The sequence below is a fragment of the Streptomyces sp. PsTaAH-137 genome, assembly GCF_003259365.1.
Classification (GTDB): Bacteria; Actinomycetota; Actinomycetes; order Streptomycetales; family Streptomycetaceae; genus Streptomyces.
Genome location: NZ_QLLY01000014.1, coordinates 138,073 through 153,744, shown reverse-complemented (window position 1 = coordinate 153,744; position 15,672 = coordinate 138,073). Strand labels below are relative to the sequence as shown.

16 protein-coding genes are annotated in these 15,672 nt (G+C 71.4%); 11 read left to right on the top strand and 5 right to left on the bottom strand.

Annotated features, from left to right (window positions below):
• Positions 1–4: 4 nt before the first annotated feature.
• A complete protein-coding gene (locus K377_RS28415) occupies positions 5–1,417 on the top strand; it encodes a dipeptidase (protein WP_111666404.1) in 1,413 nt (470 codons plus the stop codon).
• A gap of 77 nt (positions 1,418–1,494) precedes the next feature.
• Positions 1,495–2,442: an NAD(+) diphosphatase gene (gene nudC / locus K377_RS28410; RefSeq protein ID WP_181512662.1), complete on the top strand. Its 948-nt coding sequence runs from the start codon at positions 1,495–1,497 to the stop codon at positions 2,440–2,442.
• An 18-nt stretch (positions 2,443–2,460) separates the two neighbouring features.
• On the opposite strand, the gene K377_RS28405 is transcribed toward nudC, so the two are convergent.
• Positions 2,461–2,703, bottom strand: coding sequence for a mycoredoxin (locus tag K377_RS28405; protein ID WP_111666403.1), 243 nt, complete (start codon positions 2,701–2,703; stop codon positions 2,461–2,463).
• 162 nt (positions 2,704–2,865) lie between these two features.
• Here K377_RS28405 and K377_RS28400 point away from each other — a divergent pair, with 162 nt between their 5' ends.
• From K377_RS28400 to K377_RS41390, 5 genes are all read left to right on the top strand, one after another.
• Positions 2,866–5,091 (top strand): ATP-dependent DNA helicase UvrD2, encoded by a 2,226-nt coding sequence (locus K377_RS28400; protein ID WP_111666402.1) that lies wholly within the window; start codon positions 2,866–2,868, stop codon positions 5,089–5,091.
• Between the two features lie 160 nt (positions 5,092–5,251).
• Positions 5,252–5,575: a hypothetical protein gene (locus K377_RS28395; protein ID WP_111666401.1), complete on the top strand. Its 324-nt coding sequence runs from the start codon at positions 5,252–5,254 to the stop codon at positions 5,573–5,575.
• Between the two features lie 187 nt (positions 5,576–5,762).
• On the top strand, positions 5,763–6,131 hold the full coding sequence (locus K377_RS28390) for a WhiB family transcriptional regulator (RefSeq protein ID WP_111666400.1): 369 nt from the start codon (positions 5,763–5,765) through the stop codon (positions 6,129–6,131).
• Positions 6,128–6,451 (top strand): hypothetical protein, encoded by a 324-nt coding sequence (locus tag K377_RS28385; RefSeq protein WP_111666399.1) that lies wholly within the window; start codon positions 6,128–6,130, stop codon positions 6,449–6,451. The genes K377_RS28390 and K377_RS28385 overlap by 4 nt, the downstream gene beginning before the upstream one ends.
• Before the next feature lie 125 nt (positions 6,452–6,576).
• Positions 6,577–6,780, top strand: a complete 204-nt coding sequence (locus K377_RS41390; protein WP_146614764.1) for a hypothetical protein — start codon at positions 6,577–6,579, stop codon at positions 6,778–6,780.
• Here the strand turns inward: K377_RS41390 and K377_RS28380 are convergent, their stop codons facing one another.
• Both K377_RS28380 and K377_RS28375 read right to left on the bottom strand, forming a co-directional pair.
• Positions 6,781–8,169: an AarF/ABC1/UbiB kinase family protein gene (locus K377_RS28380; protein ID WP_111666398.1), complete on the bottom strand. Its 1,389-nt coding sequence runs from the start codon at positions 8,167–8,169 to the stop codon at positions 6,781–6,783. It abuts the gene before it with no gap.
• 67 nt (positions 8,170–8,236) lie between these two features.
• Positions 8,237–9,400 carry a ThiF family adenylyltransferase gene (locus K377_RS28375; protein ID WP_111666397.1) on the bottom strand — a complete coding sequence of 388 codons (1,164 nt, stop codon included), beginning with the start codon at positions 9,398–9,400 and terminating at the stop codon, positions 8,237–8,239.
• 220 nt (positions 9,401–9,620) lie between these two features.
• On the opposite strand from K377_RS28375, the gene K377_RS28370 reads away from it, so the two are divergent.
• The 4 genes from K377_RS28370 to K377_RS28355 all read left to right on the top strand — a co-directional run bounded on the left by K377_RS28370 (position 9,621) and on the right by K377_RS28355 (position 13,489).
• Positions 9,621–10,217, top strand: a complete 597-nt coding sequence (locus K377_RS28370; RefSeq protein WP_111666396.1) for a M48 family metallopeptidase — start codon at positions 9,621–9,623, stop codon at positions 10,215–10,217.
• Between the two features lie 134 nt (positions 10,218–10,351).
• The gene (locus K377_RS28365; RefSeq protein ID WP_111666395.1) at positions 10,352–12,025 is read left to right on the top strand and encodes a TerD family protein; all 1,674 of its coding nucleotides are present in this window, start codon (positions 10,352–10,354) and stop codon (positions 12,023–12,025) included.
• An 11-nt stretch (positions 12,026–12,036) separates the two neighbouring features.
• Complete coding sequence (locus tag K377_RS28360) at positions 12,037–12,717, top strand: AIM24 family protein (RefSeq protein WP_111666394.1); 681 nt, start codon at positions 12,037–12,039, stop codon at positions 12,715–12,717.
• A 16-nt stretch (positions 12,718–12,733) separates the two neighbouring features.
• Complete coding sequence (locus K377_RS28355) at positions 12,734–13,489, top strand: AIM24 family protein (RefSeq protein WP_111666393.1); 756 nt, start codon at positions 12,734–12,736, stop codon at positions 13,487–13,489.
• Between the two features lie 77 nt (positions 13,490–13,566).
• Here K377_RS28355 and K377_RS28350 read toward each other — a convergent pair whose 3' ends face one another.
• Both K377_RS28350 and K377_RS28345 read right to left on the bottom strand, forming a co-directional pair.
• Positions 13,567–14,091, bottom strand: a complete 525-nt coding sequence (locus tag K377_RS28350) for an NUDIX hydrolase (protein ID WP_111666392.1) — start codon at positions 14,089–14,091, stop codon at positions 13,567–13,569.
• On the bottom strand, positions 14,088–15,536 hold the full coding sequence (locus K377_RS28345) for a zinc-dependent metalloprotease (RefSeq protein WP_111666391.1): 1,449 nt from the start codon (positions 15,534–15,536) through the stop codon (positions 14,088–14,090). Before K377_RS28345 ends, K377_RS28350 begins: the two co-directional genes overlap by 4 nt.
• Between the last annotated feature and the right edge of the window lie 136 nt (positions 15,537–15,672).

Sequence of the window (15,672 nt, the reverse complement as noted above, 5' to 3'; positions counted from 1 at the left end):
GACCATGAGCAAGCCCGTTGACAACGCCGTCAGCACTGTCCGTGCGTACATCGAGGACCACCGCGAGACGTTCCTCGACGACCTGGTCGCGTGGCTGCGGATCCCTTCCGTGTCCGCCCAGCCCGACCACGCCCCGGACGTGCGGCGAAGCGCCGACTGGCTCGCCGCCAAGCTGGCCGAGACCGGCTTCCCGATCACCGAGGTGTGGCCGACGGCCGGCGCCCCCGCCGTCTTCGCCGAGTGGCCCTCCGAAGACCCCGAGGCTCCCACCGTCCTCGTCTACGGGCACCACGACGTGCAGCCCGCCGCCCGCGAGGACGGCTGGGACACCGAGCCCTTCGAGCCCGTCGTCGTGGGGAACCGGCTCCACGCGCGCGGGGCCGCCGACGACAAGGGGCAGGTGTTCTTCCACACACTCGGTGTGCGCGCCCACCTCGCCGCCACCGGCCGCACCACCCCCGCGGTCCACCTGAAGCTGCTCGTCGAGGGCGAGGAAGAGTCGGGCTCCCCGCACTTCAGGGAGCTGATCGAGGCCCGCAGGGAGCGGCTCACCGCCGACGCGGTGATCGTCTCCGACACCGGCATGTGGTCCGAGGACACCCCCACGGTCTGCACCGGGATGCGGGGCCTCGCCGACTGCGAGATCGAGCTGTACGGGCCCGACCAGGACATCCACTCCGGCTCGTTCGGCGGCGCCGTGCCCAACCCGGCGACCGCCGCCGCCCGCCTGGTCGCCGCGCTGCACGACGAGCACGCGCGCGTGGCCGTCCCCGGCTTCTACGACGGCATCGTCGAACTCACCGACCGCGAGCGCGAACTCTTCGCCGAGCTGCCCTTCGACGAGGAGCAGTGGCTGCGCACCGCGAAGTCCCACGCCACCTTCGGAGAGGCCGGGCACACCACCCTGGAGCGCATCTGGGCCCGTCCCACCGCGGAGGTCAACGGCATCGGCGGCGGCTACCAGGGCCCCGGCGGCAAGACGATCGTGCCGGCGTCCGCCCGGCTCAAGCTCTCCTTCCGGCTGGTCGCGGGGCAGGACCCCGACCACGTCGAGAAGGCGGTCACCGCCTGGGTCGCCGACCAGCTGCCCGCCGGTGTCCGCCACGAGATCACCTTCGGAGCCGCCACCCGGCCCTGCCTCACCCCGCTCGACCACCCCGCCCTGCAGTCCGTCGTCCGCGCCATGGGGAAGGCCTTCGAGCAGAAGATCCGCTTCACGCGCGAGGGCGGCTCGGGCCCCGCCGCCGACCTCCAGGACGTCCTCGACGCCCCTGTGCTGTTCCTGGGCATCTCGGTCCCCTCGGACGGCTGGCACGCCCCGAACGAGAAGGTCGAACTCGACCTCCTGATGAAGGGCGTGGAAACAGCCGCGCATCTGTGGGGCGATCTCGCCGAGAGCTGGGCAGACACTCCGTGACCGACGCCCGTCGCGCTGTAACTCCTGCTGAACCGCCTGCCGAACCATCCATTCCACCGGGGGAGTTGGAAGCACCCGTGACCACCTGGACCGACCGCACCGCCGACCGACCGCTCTCGCTCGCCGCCCCGAGCGGCATCGACCGCGCCGCGCACCACCGCCTCGACGAGGCGTGGCTCGCCGCCGCCTGGAGCCACCCCACGACCCGGGTCTTCGTGGTCTCCGGCGGTCAGGCGCTGATCGACGAGACATCGGACGGCGCGACGGAACTGGTCATGACGCCCGCCTTCGAAGCACCGCTCACGGAGGCGCACCGCTACTTCCTGGGCACCGACGACGACGGCATCAGCTACTTCGCGCTCCAGAAGGACACGCTGCCCGGCCGCATGGACCAGTCCGCGCGCCCGGCCGGCCTGCGCGAGGCCGGTCTGCTGCTCTCCCACCGGGACGCGGGCCTGATGGCGCACGCCGTCGCCCTGGAGAACTGGCAGCGGCTGCACCGCTTCTGCTCCCGCTGCGGCGAGCGCACCGTCATCGCCGCGGCGGGCCACATCCGCCGCTGCCAGGCCTGCGGGGCGGAGCACTACCCCCGCACCGACCCGGCCGTGATCATGGCGGTCACGGACGAGCAGGACCGCATCCTGCTCGGCCGCCAGGTGCACTGGCCCGAAGGCCGCTTCTCGACGCTGGCGGGGTTCGTGGAGCCCGGCGAGTCCATCGAGCAGTCGGTGCGCCGCGAGGTGTGGGAGGAGGCTGGTGTCGTCGTCGGCGACGTCGAGTACGTCGCCAGCCAGCCCTGGCCGTTCCCGTCCAGCCTGATGCTGGGCTTCATGGCCCAGGCCACATCCACGGAGATCAACGTGGACGGGGACGAGATCCACGAGGCCCGCTGGTTCTCCCGCGACGACCTGCGGGCCGCCTTCGAGTCCGAGGAGGTCGTTCCTCCCTACGGGATCTCGATTGCGGCCCGCCTGATCGAGCTGTGGTACGGCAAGCCCCTGCCGAAGCCCAGCGACGCGCTGTAGGCCCCGGCGCCGGGGGCCTCAGGCGCCGATCTTCTGCTTGACCTGCGCCAGCGAGGGGTTGGTGAGCGTCGAACCGTCGCCGAAGAGGACGGTGGGGACCGTCTGGTTCCCGCCGTTCGCCTTCTCGACGAAGGCCGCCGACTCCGGGTCGTGCTCGATGTTGACCTCGGTGTACGCGATGCCCTCGCGGTCCATCTGCTTCTTCAGCCGCTGGCAGTAGCCGCACCAGGTGGTGCTGTACATCGTCACAGTGCCCGACATGTTCCTCGCGCTCCTTCAAGGCTGGGGATGCGTGTTCGCAATGGGTCGAACGTACGCGACCGGGCGCCCATTCCCGCACGTCGGGCGCATTAGTACGACCGGCACCCGCTGCCTGTGGACAACGCGACGCATCCGCCCCCGCGGACCTGGCAGCATGGCGGGGTGACAGCAGCAACGCACTCCACCCTGTTCCCGCAGGTCCCGGAATCGGCCGACGCGGTGCTCGACGGGCTCGACCCCGAGCAGCGCGCCGTCGCGACGGCCCTGCACGGTCCGGTGTGCGTGCTCGCGGGCGCCGGCACGGGCAAGACGCGCGCGATCACCCATCGCATCGCGTACGGCGTCCGCGCCGGGATCCTCCAGCCCAACACCGTCCTCGCCGTCACCTTCACCAACCGCGCCGCGGGCGAGATGCGCGGCCGGCTCCGGCAGCTCGGTGCGGGGGGAGTGCAGGCCCGCACCTTCCACTCGGCGGCCCTGCGCCAGCTCCAGTTCTTCTGGCCGAAAGCCGTCGGCGGCGACCTGCCCCGGCTCGTCGACCGCAAGATCCAGCTCGTCGCCGACGCCGCGGCCGCCTCCCGGCTCCGCCTGGACCGGGGTGAGCTGCGCGACGTGACCGCGGAGATCGAGTGGTCCAAGGTCACCCAGACCGTCCCCGCCGACTACGCGGCCGCCGCCCACAAAGCCTCCCGTGAGACCCCCCGCCACCCCGCCGAGATCGCCCAGATCTACTCCGACTACGAGACCCTCAAGCGCGACCGGGGCGTCATCGACTTCGAGGACGTCCTGCTGCTGACCGTCGGCGTGCTGCAGGACCGGCAGGACATCGCCGAGCAGGTCCGCGCCCAGTACCAGCACTTCGTGGTCGACGAGTACCAGGACGTCAGCCCGCTCCAGCAGCGCCTGCTCGACCTGTGGCTCGGCGACCGGGACAGCCTGTGCGTCGTCGGCGACGCCAGCCAGACGATCTACTCCTTCACCGGCGCCACCCCGGACCACCTGCTGAACTTCCGCACCCGCCACCCCAGCGCCACGGTCGTCAAGCTGGTCCGCGACTACCGCTCGACACCCCAGGTGGTCCATCTGGCCAACGGGGTACTCGCCCGGGCCAGGGGCCGCGCCGCCGAGCACCGCCTCGAACTGATCTCCCAGCGCGAGGCGGGACCCGAACCGGTCTACGTGGAGTACGCCGACGAGCCCACCGAGGCCGAGGGCGCGGCCCGCCGCATCCGCGAGCTGATCTCCTCCGGTGTCTCCGCGGGCGAGATCGCCGTCCTGTTCCGGACCAACAGCCAGTCGGAGCTCTACGAGCAGGCCCTGGCCGACGCGGGCGTGCCCTACCAGCTGCGCGGCGCGGAGCGCTTCTTCGAGCGGCCCGAGGTGCGCAAGGCCGGCCACTCCCTGCGCGCGGCGGCCCGCTTCGGGGGCAACGACGCGGGGCTCGACGAGGCCGTCGACCTGCCCTCCCAGGTGAGAGCCGTCCTCTCCGGCGAGGGCTGGACGACCCAGCCGCCCGCCGGATCCGGCGCCGTGCGCGAGCGCTGGGAGTCCCTCGCGGCCCTCGCCCGGCTCGCCGAGGACTTCGCGCGGGCCAAGCCGGACGCGACCCTGGCCGACCTCGTCACCGAACTCGACGAGCGGGCGAACGCCCAGCACGCGCCCACGGTGGACGGCGTCACCCTCGCGTCGCTGCACGCGGCGAAGGGCCTGGAGTGGGACGCCGTGTTCCTGGTCGGGGTGGCCGAGGGCATGATGCCGATCTCGTACGCCAAGACCGACGAGCAGATCGAGGAGGAGCGCCGGCTGCTGTACGTCGGCGTGACGCGCGCACGGCGGCACCTGGGCATCTCCTGGGCACTGTCCCGCTCGCCGGGCGGCCGCCCGAACCGCAGGGCGAGCCGCTTCCTCGACGGACTGCGGCCGGGCTCCACCGGTCCGGCCGGGCGCGGTGCGGGCGGCGGGCGCGGCGGCGTCGAGCACGGCACCGCCCGGCAGGACGACGCCGTGTGGGAGCCGCCGGCCGGAGCCCGGCGCCGGGGCGACCGGAAGGTGGCGCGCTGCCGGGTGTGCGGGCACACGCTCGACGCAGCCGAGATGAAGCTGATGCGCTGCGAGGACTGCCCGTCCGACATGGACGAGGGGCTCTACGACCGGCTCATCGAGTGGCGGGCCCGCACGGCGGCCCTCCTCGGCCAGCCCGCGTTCTGCATCTTCACGGACAAGACCCTGATCGCGATCGCGGAGGCGTCGCCCGACGACGAGCGGGAGCTGTCCCGCATCCCGGGTGTCGGCCGACGGAAATTTCGGACCTACGGCTCCGACGTTCTCGCTCTTTGCGCAGGTCAGATGCTGGACGACGAGACCGATGAGGCCGCGGAAGACATCTGATTCAAACTCGTCGAAAAAATAGTTTGCGCGAGCCCCAGCAATCCCCATAGGTTCTTAAGCACGAGCACAGCGGCCTTCTCCAAGGCCCTGGTTCGTGTTGTACTTGAAAGCCGTCGGACCGGTTCACCGGTCCCCTAGACGCCGAGAGGAGGCGATTCCAGTGATCAGCATCAACAGCAGCTCCATCAGCACCGTGAAAATGACCGATCGCTCGGTCGTCGCTTCCTGCCTGCTCGGCTTCTCGAACCTGGGCACCGGTCTGTCTGGCCTCACCGCCATGCGTCCGGAGTCCGGCCTGGCCCCCGCGTCCCTTCGGATTCGCGAGGGCAATGAGCGACCGACCAAGGCACCGGAAGCAGTAGCGACGGCACAGGCCCATGCCTATGCCTTTGCAGCGGCCGGTGCCGGATTCCGGAAGCAGACGACGCAGCACCACACGATGTGGGCCTTCCGTGGGCCTGAACCCTGGAGTGATCCAGCCTGATCATCGATCAGGCCGGCGCCTTCAGGGCCGCGGAACCCCATCCGGGATCCGCGGCCCTTCTGTTTTCCCGGAAGAACCAGCGGTCTTCCGAGGGACCAGTACGAAGGGGCCTCGGGACAACAAAAGAACCCGGTACCACCGCCACCCGGCCCACCGGCCGGAACGACCAGACGAGGAAGACGAAACCGTGCAACTCGAAGCGCACGCCCCGTCCGTACCGCCTTCAGACCCTCTGCCCCCGCCTGTCCCCACGGAGGACTCCACCTTGAACCCGCTGACTGCGCTCACCGCGCTCGACGACGCCATCGAGAACCTCGGCGTGCCCGTCCCCTGCCGTGCCTACGACCCCGAGGTCTTCTTCGCGGAGTCGCCGGCGGACGTCGAGTACGCCAAGTCCCTCTGCCGTACCTGCCCGCTGGTCGAGGCCTGCCTCGCCGGTGCCAAGGAGCGGCGTGAGCCGTGGGGCGTCTGGGGTGGCGAGCTGTTCATCCAGGGAGTCGTCGTGGCCCGCAAGCGGCCGCGTGGTCGCCCGCGCAAGAACCCGGTCGCGGCATGAACACCCGAGGAACGATCGACCGCCCCCTGACGCACGACCCCAAGAAGCAGGCCCCGATGAAGCCGTCCACGAGCGAGCCCGCCGGCTCCGTGACTCCAGACTTTCCGACGTCGGACGCGAACGACTCGCGTCAGAACAGGACCCGACAGATGCAACTCGCCCCAGAAGCCCTGGCTCGTGCGCATATGCACGAGCGCCTGCGTGAGGCCGAACTCGACCGCCAGGCCATGCGCCTGGTGATCGCCCGTCGGATGCAGCGCCGTGCCGAGCGCGCCTCGCTGCGCGCCCGCCGCGCGCTCGCCATGGCCGTCATGCAGTAATCGACAGAAGCAGTAACGAACAGCGACAGCACCCGGCTGTTCGCACGGGGGTCGGTCCGGTCAGGACCGACCCCCGTGGTGCGTTGTGCCGGGCGGTCACCGGCGCGCGGCGTTATCGTCGCCGGGTGACGTCTCTTCCCGACGGGGACTCCGCGCGGCGGCCGGACCAGCGGACCCTGGTGTGCGCCCGCTGCGGCACGACCGCCGAAGCGACCCCCCTCACCTGGACGTACTCCGTCGAGGACGGCGTCCGACGCCACTTCTGCGAGACCTGTTCCCGGGAGAACATCAGGGCCATCGAGGGACGCCTCGACTCCGACTGGTGGTGATCAGGCCTCGGCGGCGGGCGGCTGCGGGTCCTCCTCTTCGGGCTCCGTCTCCTCGGGCTCGGCCTCCTCGGCCACGAACCCCGGCAGCCAGGCCTCCAGTTCATCCCTCAGCCGCACGGTCGCACCCAGCTGACACAGCACGCCGATCGTGCTGAGCGTCACTCGGTGGATCAGCAGATACGCAGGCGGCAGATTGAGCTGCCTGCCCAGCTGATGGGCGGGGGAGCGGGGGTCGGCGATCCGCGCCGCCTGGTTGCGCATCCAGGAACGGGTGAAGGTGAACTCCTCGACCTGCGCCGGCTCGATGATCGGCAACAGATAGTCGAGCACCGCGTCCGGCTCGAGCCGGATCGACTCCCTGACGAAGCCCTCCTCGCGCAGCAGCTCGTAGATCGCGCTCGCGTCACCCTCCAGCGTCAAGCGCAGCGAGTCACCGATCGGCGAGGGCAGTCCGCCCGGCAGCCGGTCGACCGTGCCGAAGTCCAGGACGCCCAGCCGCCAGCCGCCCTTCTCGTCGGGCAGCAGCCGGAAGTTGCCCGGGTGCGGGTCCGCGTGCAGCAGCCCCGTGCGGGCCGGTCCCGAGAAGAGGAAGCGCGCCAGCAACTGCCCTGCCCGGTCCCGCTGTTCCTCGCTGCCGTCGCTGATGATCTCCGCGAGCGGGATGCCGTCGATCCACTCCGTCACCAGCACCTGCTCACACTGGTGCACCACCTGCGGCACCACGACATCGGGGTCGTCGGCGAACTCCTCGGCGTGCGCCTGCTGCGCCCGCGCCTCCAGTGCGTAGTCCAACTCCTCCGAGACCCGGTCGCGCAGCTCGGCGATGAGCGGCTTGATGTCCATCCCGGGGATCAGCGGACCCAACAGACGCGCGAAGCGGCCCAGTTGGGTCAGATCCGACAGCAACGCCTCGCCCGCGCCCGGATACTGGACCTTCACGGCGACCTCCCGGCCGTCGTGCCACACCGCGCGGTGCACCTGCCCGATCGACGCGGCCGCCGCGGGCTTGTCCTCGAACTCCAGGAACAGCTCGCGCCACTCCTCCCCGAGCCGCTCGGCCAGCACCGCGTGCACGGTACGGGTCGGCATCGGAGGCGCCGCCTCCTGGAGCTTGGTGAGGGCCGCGCGGTAGGGGCCGGCGACATCCTCCGGCAGCGCCGACTCGAAGACGGACAGCGCCTGCCCGAACTTCATCGCCCCGCCCTTCAGCTCACCCAGGACACGGAACAGCTGCTCCGCCGTGCGCTGCTGGAGCTCCCGGCCGACGATCTCGGCGGACTTGCCGCCTATCCGCTTGCCGATGCCCCAGGTCGCCCGGCCCGCGAACCCGATGGGCAGTGCGGCCAGCTTGGCGGTACGGGTAACCGCCTTGCGGGGAAGATCAGACATACACCCCTCCAAGTGCCGGACACCCGTGTCGCGCATGTCCAGCCGTCGTGGCGCCGTCGGCCATTGCCTACCCCGCCATTGTGTCGTGCGGCTCTTCCTCCACGGGGGTCTCCTTCCCGTAACCTCCCTCACCCGCACCGCACGGGCACTCCGGATGCGGCCACACCGGCCGTGCGTGCCAGTCGAGCCCAGGCGCGGACGCCTCCCAACGCGCTCCCGTGCTCGACGGCAGCTCACCGTCCAGGAAAGCCAGCCCGTGAGCTGCCGCAAGCCCCGCAACAGCCGTGGAAAGACCCACGTCACAGGCCTGGACCTGACGCGAGGAACGGCCCGAGCCCCACTGCGCGAGCAGCCGCGGCCAGGTCGGATCGCGGTCGACGCGCCCCAGGAGCAGACAGCGCGCACAGCCCGTACCGCCGGGCAGCACCAGTGGCCCCACCACGCCCGTGGCCTCGACCACGCCCGCGTACAGGTGCGGGATCCCCGCGGCCATCAGATCCTCGACGGCCACCGGGTCGGGGGAGTGGACGCCGAGTCCGTCCCGGGGCGCGACGATCACCAGCGACAGCGGTGGTTCCCCCTGGTCCCGCTCGGCCGGGCGTGGCGCCGTCCTGCGGCGGTCCGGGCGCGGCGGCCGGGCCGGAGCCGTCGCACGCACCACCCGCTGCGCGGACACCTCGCGGCGCTCGCCCACCGCCTCCGCGGGCTGTCCGCCGGGCGCCACGTCCCACGGCTCGACGCAGCCGCCGTCCCGCACGTCGACATGGCCGACTCCTGCCGCGGCGAGGACCGAGGCGACGACCGCGCCCACCCGGCCGGCCCCGCGTACCTGCACGCGCACGGCGTGCCGTGCCGCCAGCTTGCGCATGCCGTCGGCGGGGTCGGACGTGGTGACCGTCAGTGCCGCGTGGTCGGGGCGGAGCCGGTCCATCACCCCCGTCCGTCGGCGCAGGGCCTCGGCGTCCGGTCCGCCGCCCGTCGCGTCGTCGAGCAGACCCGCCCCGGTCAGCCGCTCGAGCAGCGCGTCCACATGACCGTCGGGCAGGCCCATCCGCCGGGCCTCCTCCCGCAGCAGGGGCACGCCCCGGGTGCCGTCGAGCAGCGTGAGGAAGCTCCCGGTGGCCGTGTCGACCGGTCCGAGCACCACCGCGTGTGCCGGTGAGACCCCGAACTGGACCGTGTTCAGGTCGTGCCAGCCGCGCCGCAGGGCGGGCTTGAGGATCGGATGCATGGCTGTCCCCCGTGGTTCCCCCGTGCCGTGCTCCCGCCGGTTCGGCGGGTGCCGTTCTCGTCGATCGAGGGCCAGCATGCTCGCCCGGCGGGACGGGTGCGGAAAGTTGTCCACAGGCAGTGGGTGATAGTCGTACGAATCGATCGTCGGCGGCCAGGGGCCGCACCGAAGAGTTCCGGAGGCGGGACTTCCGCCCTGTACAGCGGGTAACGTCGGGCGCGTGCCCGTCGACCCACTGCACCGTGCCACGACCACGCAGCGCAGCACGGAAAAACCGCCGCCAGGCGGCCTTGGGGCGAGCGCGGTCGAGGTTCGCAGGAGCTCCCGGCGACGCCGGACGGTCTCCGCCTACCGCGAGGGCGACCGCACCGTGGTCCTGATCCCGGCCCGGATGTCGGAGGCCGAGGAGAAGCGCTGGGTCGGCGTCATGCTCGACAAGCTCGCGGCGCAGGAGAGCAAGCGGGTCCTCGGCGACGCCGAGCTGGCCGAACGTGCCGAGCGGCTCTCCGAGCAGCACCTGGCCGGGAAGGCCCGCCCCGCGTCCGTTCGCTGGGTCACGAACCAGAACACCCGATGGGGATCGTGCACCCCCGCCGAGGGCAGCATCCGGCTCTCGCACCGGCTGCAGGGCATGCCCGAGTACGTCGTCGACTACGTACTGCTCCATGAGCTGGCCCATCTGCTGGTGCCCGGGCACGGCCCCCGTTTCTGGCGGCTCCTGGAGGCGTATCCGCGTACGGAACGGGCGCGCGGATATCTCGAAGGGGTGGTCGCCGCCGACCGGCTGCCGCACCTGCCGGCCACACGCGGCGAATGATCGATCCCTGAGCACGCCCGCTGCCCGGCGGGGACGGTTCTGTACCAGGGCTGTACCGACATCTACCGATGTCGGTGTTTGCAGTTAGCCTGGCGCGACGCAATCACCATCGGGATGGGGGACGGTCGTTACGCATGGCCAGGGAATTCCAACGCGGCCACAAGGCCAAGATCAGTGACCTCACGGCGGGCACCGATCTGTACGTAGGCGTACAGATCGCCGGTCCCGGACTGACCTTCGACATCAGTTGCTTCGGCCTCGACGCCGACGAGCGGCTCTCCGACGACCGTTACTTCGTCTTCTTCAACCAGCCGAAGACGCCCGAGGAATCCGTCCAGCTGCTGGGCGCGCAGGCCGGTGACACCGAGTCCTTCCGCGTCACGCTCGACAAGATCCCCGCGCAGATCCAGAAGCTGTCCTTCACCGCGACCATCGACGGCGCGGGACAGATGTCGCAGGTGGGCCCGGGATACATCCGGATCGTCGCCGGTGGTGAGGAGGTGGCCCGGTACGCCTTCAACGGCGCCGAGTTCTCCACCGAGCGAGCCGTGATGCTGGGCGACTTCTACCTGAAGGACGTCTGGCGCTTCGCCGCTGTCGGACAGGGCTTCGACGGCGGCCTGGACGCGCTGCTGAAGAACTTCGGCGGCGAGGTCGCCGAGGAGGAGCCCGCCGCTGCGCCGGCGCCGCCGCAGCAGACCGGGGCCCCCGGGTTCGCGCCGCCCGCCTTCGGCGCACCGGCCGGTCCGGCGGCGCCCGCTCCCACGCCTGCGCCCGCCCCGGCGCCGCAGAGCTTCGCGCCGCCCCAGGCACCCCAGCAGACGCCGCCGCCCCCTGCCCCCGCCCCGGCCGCACCGTCGATCCACCAGGCGCCGACCATCGTCGGCCCCATGACCACGCCACCGGGCACCGTGCCGCCGCCCCCGCCCGCCCCGAGCCCGTACGGACAGCAGCCGCAGCAGCAGCCGTTCGGACAGGTCCCGGGCCAGGGCGGCGCGACCCTGCCGCCCGGATACGGACCGCAGTCCGCGACGCCGCCCATGCCGCCCGGCTACAACCAGCCGCCCGGCGCGCCGTCCCCGTTCGGCGGCCCCCAAGGAGCCCCGCACGGCGCCCCGCAGGGTGTCCCGCAGCAGGCAGCGGCGCCCGGCGTCGCGGCCGCCCTGGAGAAGTACCGCGAGGCCCCCACCGGCCAGCGTTGGACGCCGCAGAACAAGAAGCTGATCCGCGTCGACCTCGGCGCCGCCGGTGACCAGCCCGTGCTCGCCCGACAGGGCAGCATGGTGCTCTACCAGGGCAAGGTCGACTTCAGCTACAAGGGCGCGGGCTTCGCGGGCCGCATCGTGGGCAACGCCACCGGCCAGGAGATGCAGCTGATGCGCTGCACCGGCCGCGGCCAGGTCTTCTTCGCCGAAGAGGCCAGCTACCTGCACCCGATCGAGCTCCAGGGCGACGCGATCTGCGTCTCCTCGGAGAACGTGCTGGCGTTCGACGAGAGCCTTCAGTACGAGGTGCGCAGGATCGAGGGCCACGGCATCCCCGGAGGCGCCCTGTTCGTGATGCAGTTCCAGGGCACCGGAACGGTCGTCGTGAAGACCCACGGCACCCCCGTGGTCCTGCCGGTGACCCCCACGACGTTCGCCGATTCCAACGCCGTGGTGGCCTGGTCCGCCGCCGCCCAGGCGATCGTCTCCAGCCAGGTCCGCATGCGCCGCAACGCCTACCCGGGCCACAGCGGCGAAGGCGTGAACCTGCAGTTCCGGGGCGCACCCGGCAACTTCATCGTCGTCCAGCCGTACGAGGTCTGAGGGAGCCCGTCATGAACCAGCCACTCGCGGGCTTCGCCCCGACACCCGTAGCCGCCCGCATGGAGAACCACGGCAGCAACATGCTGAAGGTCGCCATGCAGACCGGAAACGACCTCCTCGCGCGCGTGGGCTCGATGGTCGCCTACGAAGGCTTCGTCCAGTACGAGCCCAATCCGCCCGCCGTGCGCCAGATCGCCCGGGACTGGATCACCGGCGAGGGCGCCCCGCTGATGAAGGCGTCCGGCGACGGCCTGCTCTACCTCGCCGACTACGGCGCCGACGTCGTCGTCATCAACCTCGGCGGCGACTCGATCTCCGTCAACGGCACCAACCTGCTCGCCCTCGACGCCCATCTCCAGTGGGGCGTGGAGCGTGTGAAGGGCCTCGCCAAGTTCACCGGGCAGGGCCTGTGGAACATCACCATCAGCGGCCAGGGATATGTCGCCCTGACCTCGCGAGGCACCCCGATCGTCGTCGACTGCGGGCGCGGCGAGGACGAGACGTACGTGGACCCGGACGCGCTCATCGCCTGGTCGCCGCAGCTGAAGGTGAAGGGCAAGCGCAGCTTCCGGGCCGGCTCGCTCATCGGGCGCGGCAGCGGCGAGGCCTACCAGATGGGCTTCTCCGGCGAGGGCATCGTCGTCGTCCAGCCCAGCGAGGACAGCACCGACCGTCTCCGAGTCCGGGGCTGAGGGGGAGCGAACCACCATGCAGAGCCCGCTTTTCGCATACGCCGACCAGCAGTCCCAGGACCGCTACACGGTGCAGAACCCGCAGATGCTGCGGGTCGTCCTGGAAGGCCACGACGACCTCCTCGCCCGCAAGGGCTCGATGGTCGCCTACCAGGGACTTGTCGAGTTCGACGGCGAGTACCAGGCGCACGGCCAGCAGCGCGCCCGCGCGGTCACCGGCGAGGGCCTGAGCCTGATGCGCTGCCACGGCCAGGGCATCGTCTACCTCGCGAACCTGGCGCAGTACGTCCACGTGGTGGACGTGGAGCAGGACGGTCTGACCGTGGACAGCAACTATGTGCTGGCCATGGACTCCAGCCTGCACCACGAGGTCATCGCGGTGGACAGCCAGTTCGGCATCTCCGGGTCCGGCAAGTACCAGCTCAACATCACCGGCCACGGCAAGGTCGCCCTGATGACATCGGGCCAGCCGCTGATGATGCAGGTCACGCCCGACAAGTACGTCAATGTCGACGCGGACGCCATCGTGGCCTGGTCGACCGGCCTGCGGGTCCAGATGCAGGCGCAGACGCACTCCTCGGGCGTCTGGCGGCGCCGTGGCAACACCGGTGAGGGCTGGGAGCTCAGCTTCATGGGCAGCGGTTACGCGCTCGTCCAGCCCAGCGAGCTGCTGCCGCCGCAGCACGCGGCGATCGGCGGCGGTCTCGCGGCCCAGTACGGCATGGGTCAGCAGGGCGCCCGCGGCGCGAACCAGGGCAACGTCTGGAGCTAGCCGCCGCACAGGAACACAGGCACATGGGTAAGGGGCGGTCGCCATGGCGACCGCCCCTTACCCATGTGCCTGTGTTCCTACAGACGCGCCCGCGTCGCCTCCACGAGGCGGACCACTGACGTGTCGGCGACGTCAGCGACCTCGTCGTACGGGAACCAGCGCAGGTCCAGGGACTCGTCGCTGATGGCCTCCGTGGCGCCCGGCGCGGCGAGCGCCGCGTACTGGACGTCCAGGTGCTGGGTGCACGGGCCGGGAATCGGATGCCGGTCGAGCCGGACCGGGCCGCCCGCCAGGAGCGTCAGACCCGGAATCCCGGACTCCTCCGTCCCCTCGCGCAGGGCCGCGGCCGCCAGCGTCCGGTCACCGGGCTCGCAGTGGCCGCCCATCTGCAGCCACATCTGGAGCTTCTTGTGGAGCGTGAGCAGCACGCGCCCGCGCGCGGGGTCGATCACCAGGGCGCTCGCCGTCAGGTGACCGGCCGTGCACGGCTTCCACAGGCCGGCCTCGCCGTGGGCGGAGAGGTGGTCCAGGTAGGCCTGGCGCAGCTCCGGCTGGCCCTCGTAGCCCTTCAGGACGAGGACCGCGTCGTCGTACAGGCTCACTTGGTGTCGTCGTCCTCGCCCGTGTCGTCGTCCTTGGTGAGCTTCGGCTTGTCGCCGCCGCCGGCCGCCTCGCCGAGCATCTTGTCGAGCTCGGAGAAGTCCAGCTGCTCGCGGTGGACGAAGCCGTCCGGGTCGTCCAGGTCGGACGCCGTCGGCAGCATGTCCGGGTGCTCCCACAGGCCGTCACGGCCGTCGACCCCGCGCGCGTCCGTGAGCGAGGCCCACAGGCGCGAGGCGTCGCGCAGACGGCGCGGACGCAGCTCCAGACCGATCAGCGTCGCGAACGTCTGCTCGGCCGGACCGCCGGTCGCACGGCGGCGGCGCAGTGTCTCGCGCAGCGCGTCGGCGGACGACAGCCGCGGCTTGGCGGCCGCGTGGACCACCGCGTCGACCCAGCCCTCCACGAGCGCCAGAGCGGTCTCCAGACGCGCCAGGGCGGCCTTCTGCTCCGGAGTGTCCTCCGGCTGGAACATGCCCTGCTGGAGCGCTTCCTGGATCTGCTCGGGGTTCTGCGGGTCGAACTGGCCGACCACGTCCTCCAGCTTGGTGGTGTCCACCTTGATCCCGCGCGCGTACCCCTCGACCGCGCCGAACAGGTGCGAGCGCAGCCACGGCACGTGCGAGAAGAGCCGCTGGTGGGCGGCCTCGCGCAGCGCCAGATAGAGGCGGACCTCCTCCTGCGGGACACCGAGGTCCTTGCCGAACGCCTCGATGTTCAGCGGGAGCAGCGCCGCCTTGCCGGCCGGGGCCAGCGGCAGGCCGATGTCCGTGGAGCCGACGACCTCGCCCGCGAGCACGCCCAGCGCTTGGCCGATCTGCGAGCCGAACATGGCGCCGCCCATGGAGCGCATCATGCCGATCAGCGGGCCCGCCATCGCCTGCATCTCCTCGGGCAGGACGTCGCCCATGGCCATGCCGACGCGCTCGGCGACCGGGTCGACGAGCTCCTTCCACACCGGGAGGGTCGCCTCGACCCACTCCGCGCGGCTCCACGCCACGGCGGAGTGCGCGCCCGAGGGCAGCGACGTGGCGTCGTCCAGCCACAGGTCGGCCAGGCGCACCGCCTCCTGCACCGCGGTGCGGTCGGCGGGGCCCACGCTCGCGTCCTTCACGCCGTCCTGCGTGCCCTGGGAGACCGTCTGGCGGGCGATGTCCTTGGCCATGTCCCAGTTCACCGGCCCGCCCTCGTAGGAGAGCATCTGGCCGAGCTGCTGGAACGCCGCGCCCAGATCGTTCGGATTCATGGAGCCGAACATCGCCGCGAACGGGTTGTCCCCGCCCGCGCCGCCGGGGCCGCCGGCGCCGGGGAGGCCCGGGATGCCGCCGAATCCGAACGGATTGGCCGGTCCCTGACCGCCACCGCTCTGCTGGTCCTTCTTCTTGCCCTCGTCGCCGTCTTCCGGCTCCTCCGGCGGAAGGCCGAAACCGAATGGGGTGTCACTCACGGGATTCCTCGGCTGGTAAGGCCACCGGTTCTGCCCGGTGGCGACTGCCCGACTTACACACACCCAGCGTAGACACCGCGACGGGATCGGGCCTCGGTGCTTCGCCGACTCATGGCCTGCGGCAGGATGGATGCCT

Coding starts and splice junctions, on each gene's coding strand:
- K377_RS28415 (WP_111666404.1), top strand. CDS start 5: ATGAGCAAGCCCGTTGACAACGCCGTCAGCACTGTCCGTGCGTACATC.
- K377_RS28405 (WP_111666403.1), bottom strand. CDS start 2,703: ATGTCGGGCACTGTGACGATGTACAGCACCACCTGGTGCGGCTACTGC.
- K377_RS28385 (WP_111666399.1), top strand. CDS start 6,128: ATGAACACCCGAGGAACGATCGACCGCCCCCTGACGCACGACCCCAAG.
- K377_RS28380 (WP_111666398.1), bottom strand. CDS start 8,169: ATGTCTGATCTTCCCCGCAAGGCGGTTACCCGTACCGCCAAGCTGGCC.
- K377_RS28375 (WP_111666397.1), bottom strand. CDS start 9,400: ATGCATCCGATCCTCAAGCCCGCCCTGCGGCGCGGCTGGCACGACCTG.
- K377_RS28365 (WP_111666395.1), top strand. CDS start 10,352: ATGGCCAGGGAATTCCAACGCGGCCACAAGGCCAAGATCAGTGACCTC.
- K377_RS28360 (WP_111666394.1), top strand. CDS start 12,037: ATGAACCAGCCACTCGCGGGCTTCGCCCCGACACCCGTAGCCGCCCGC.
- K377_RS28355 (WP_111666393.1), top strand. CDS start 12,734: ATGCAGAGCCCGCTTTTCGCATACGCCGACCAGCAGTCCCAGGACCGC.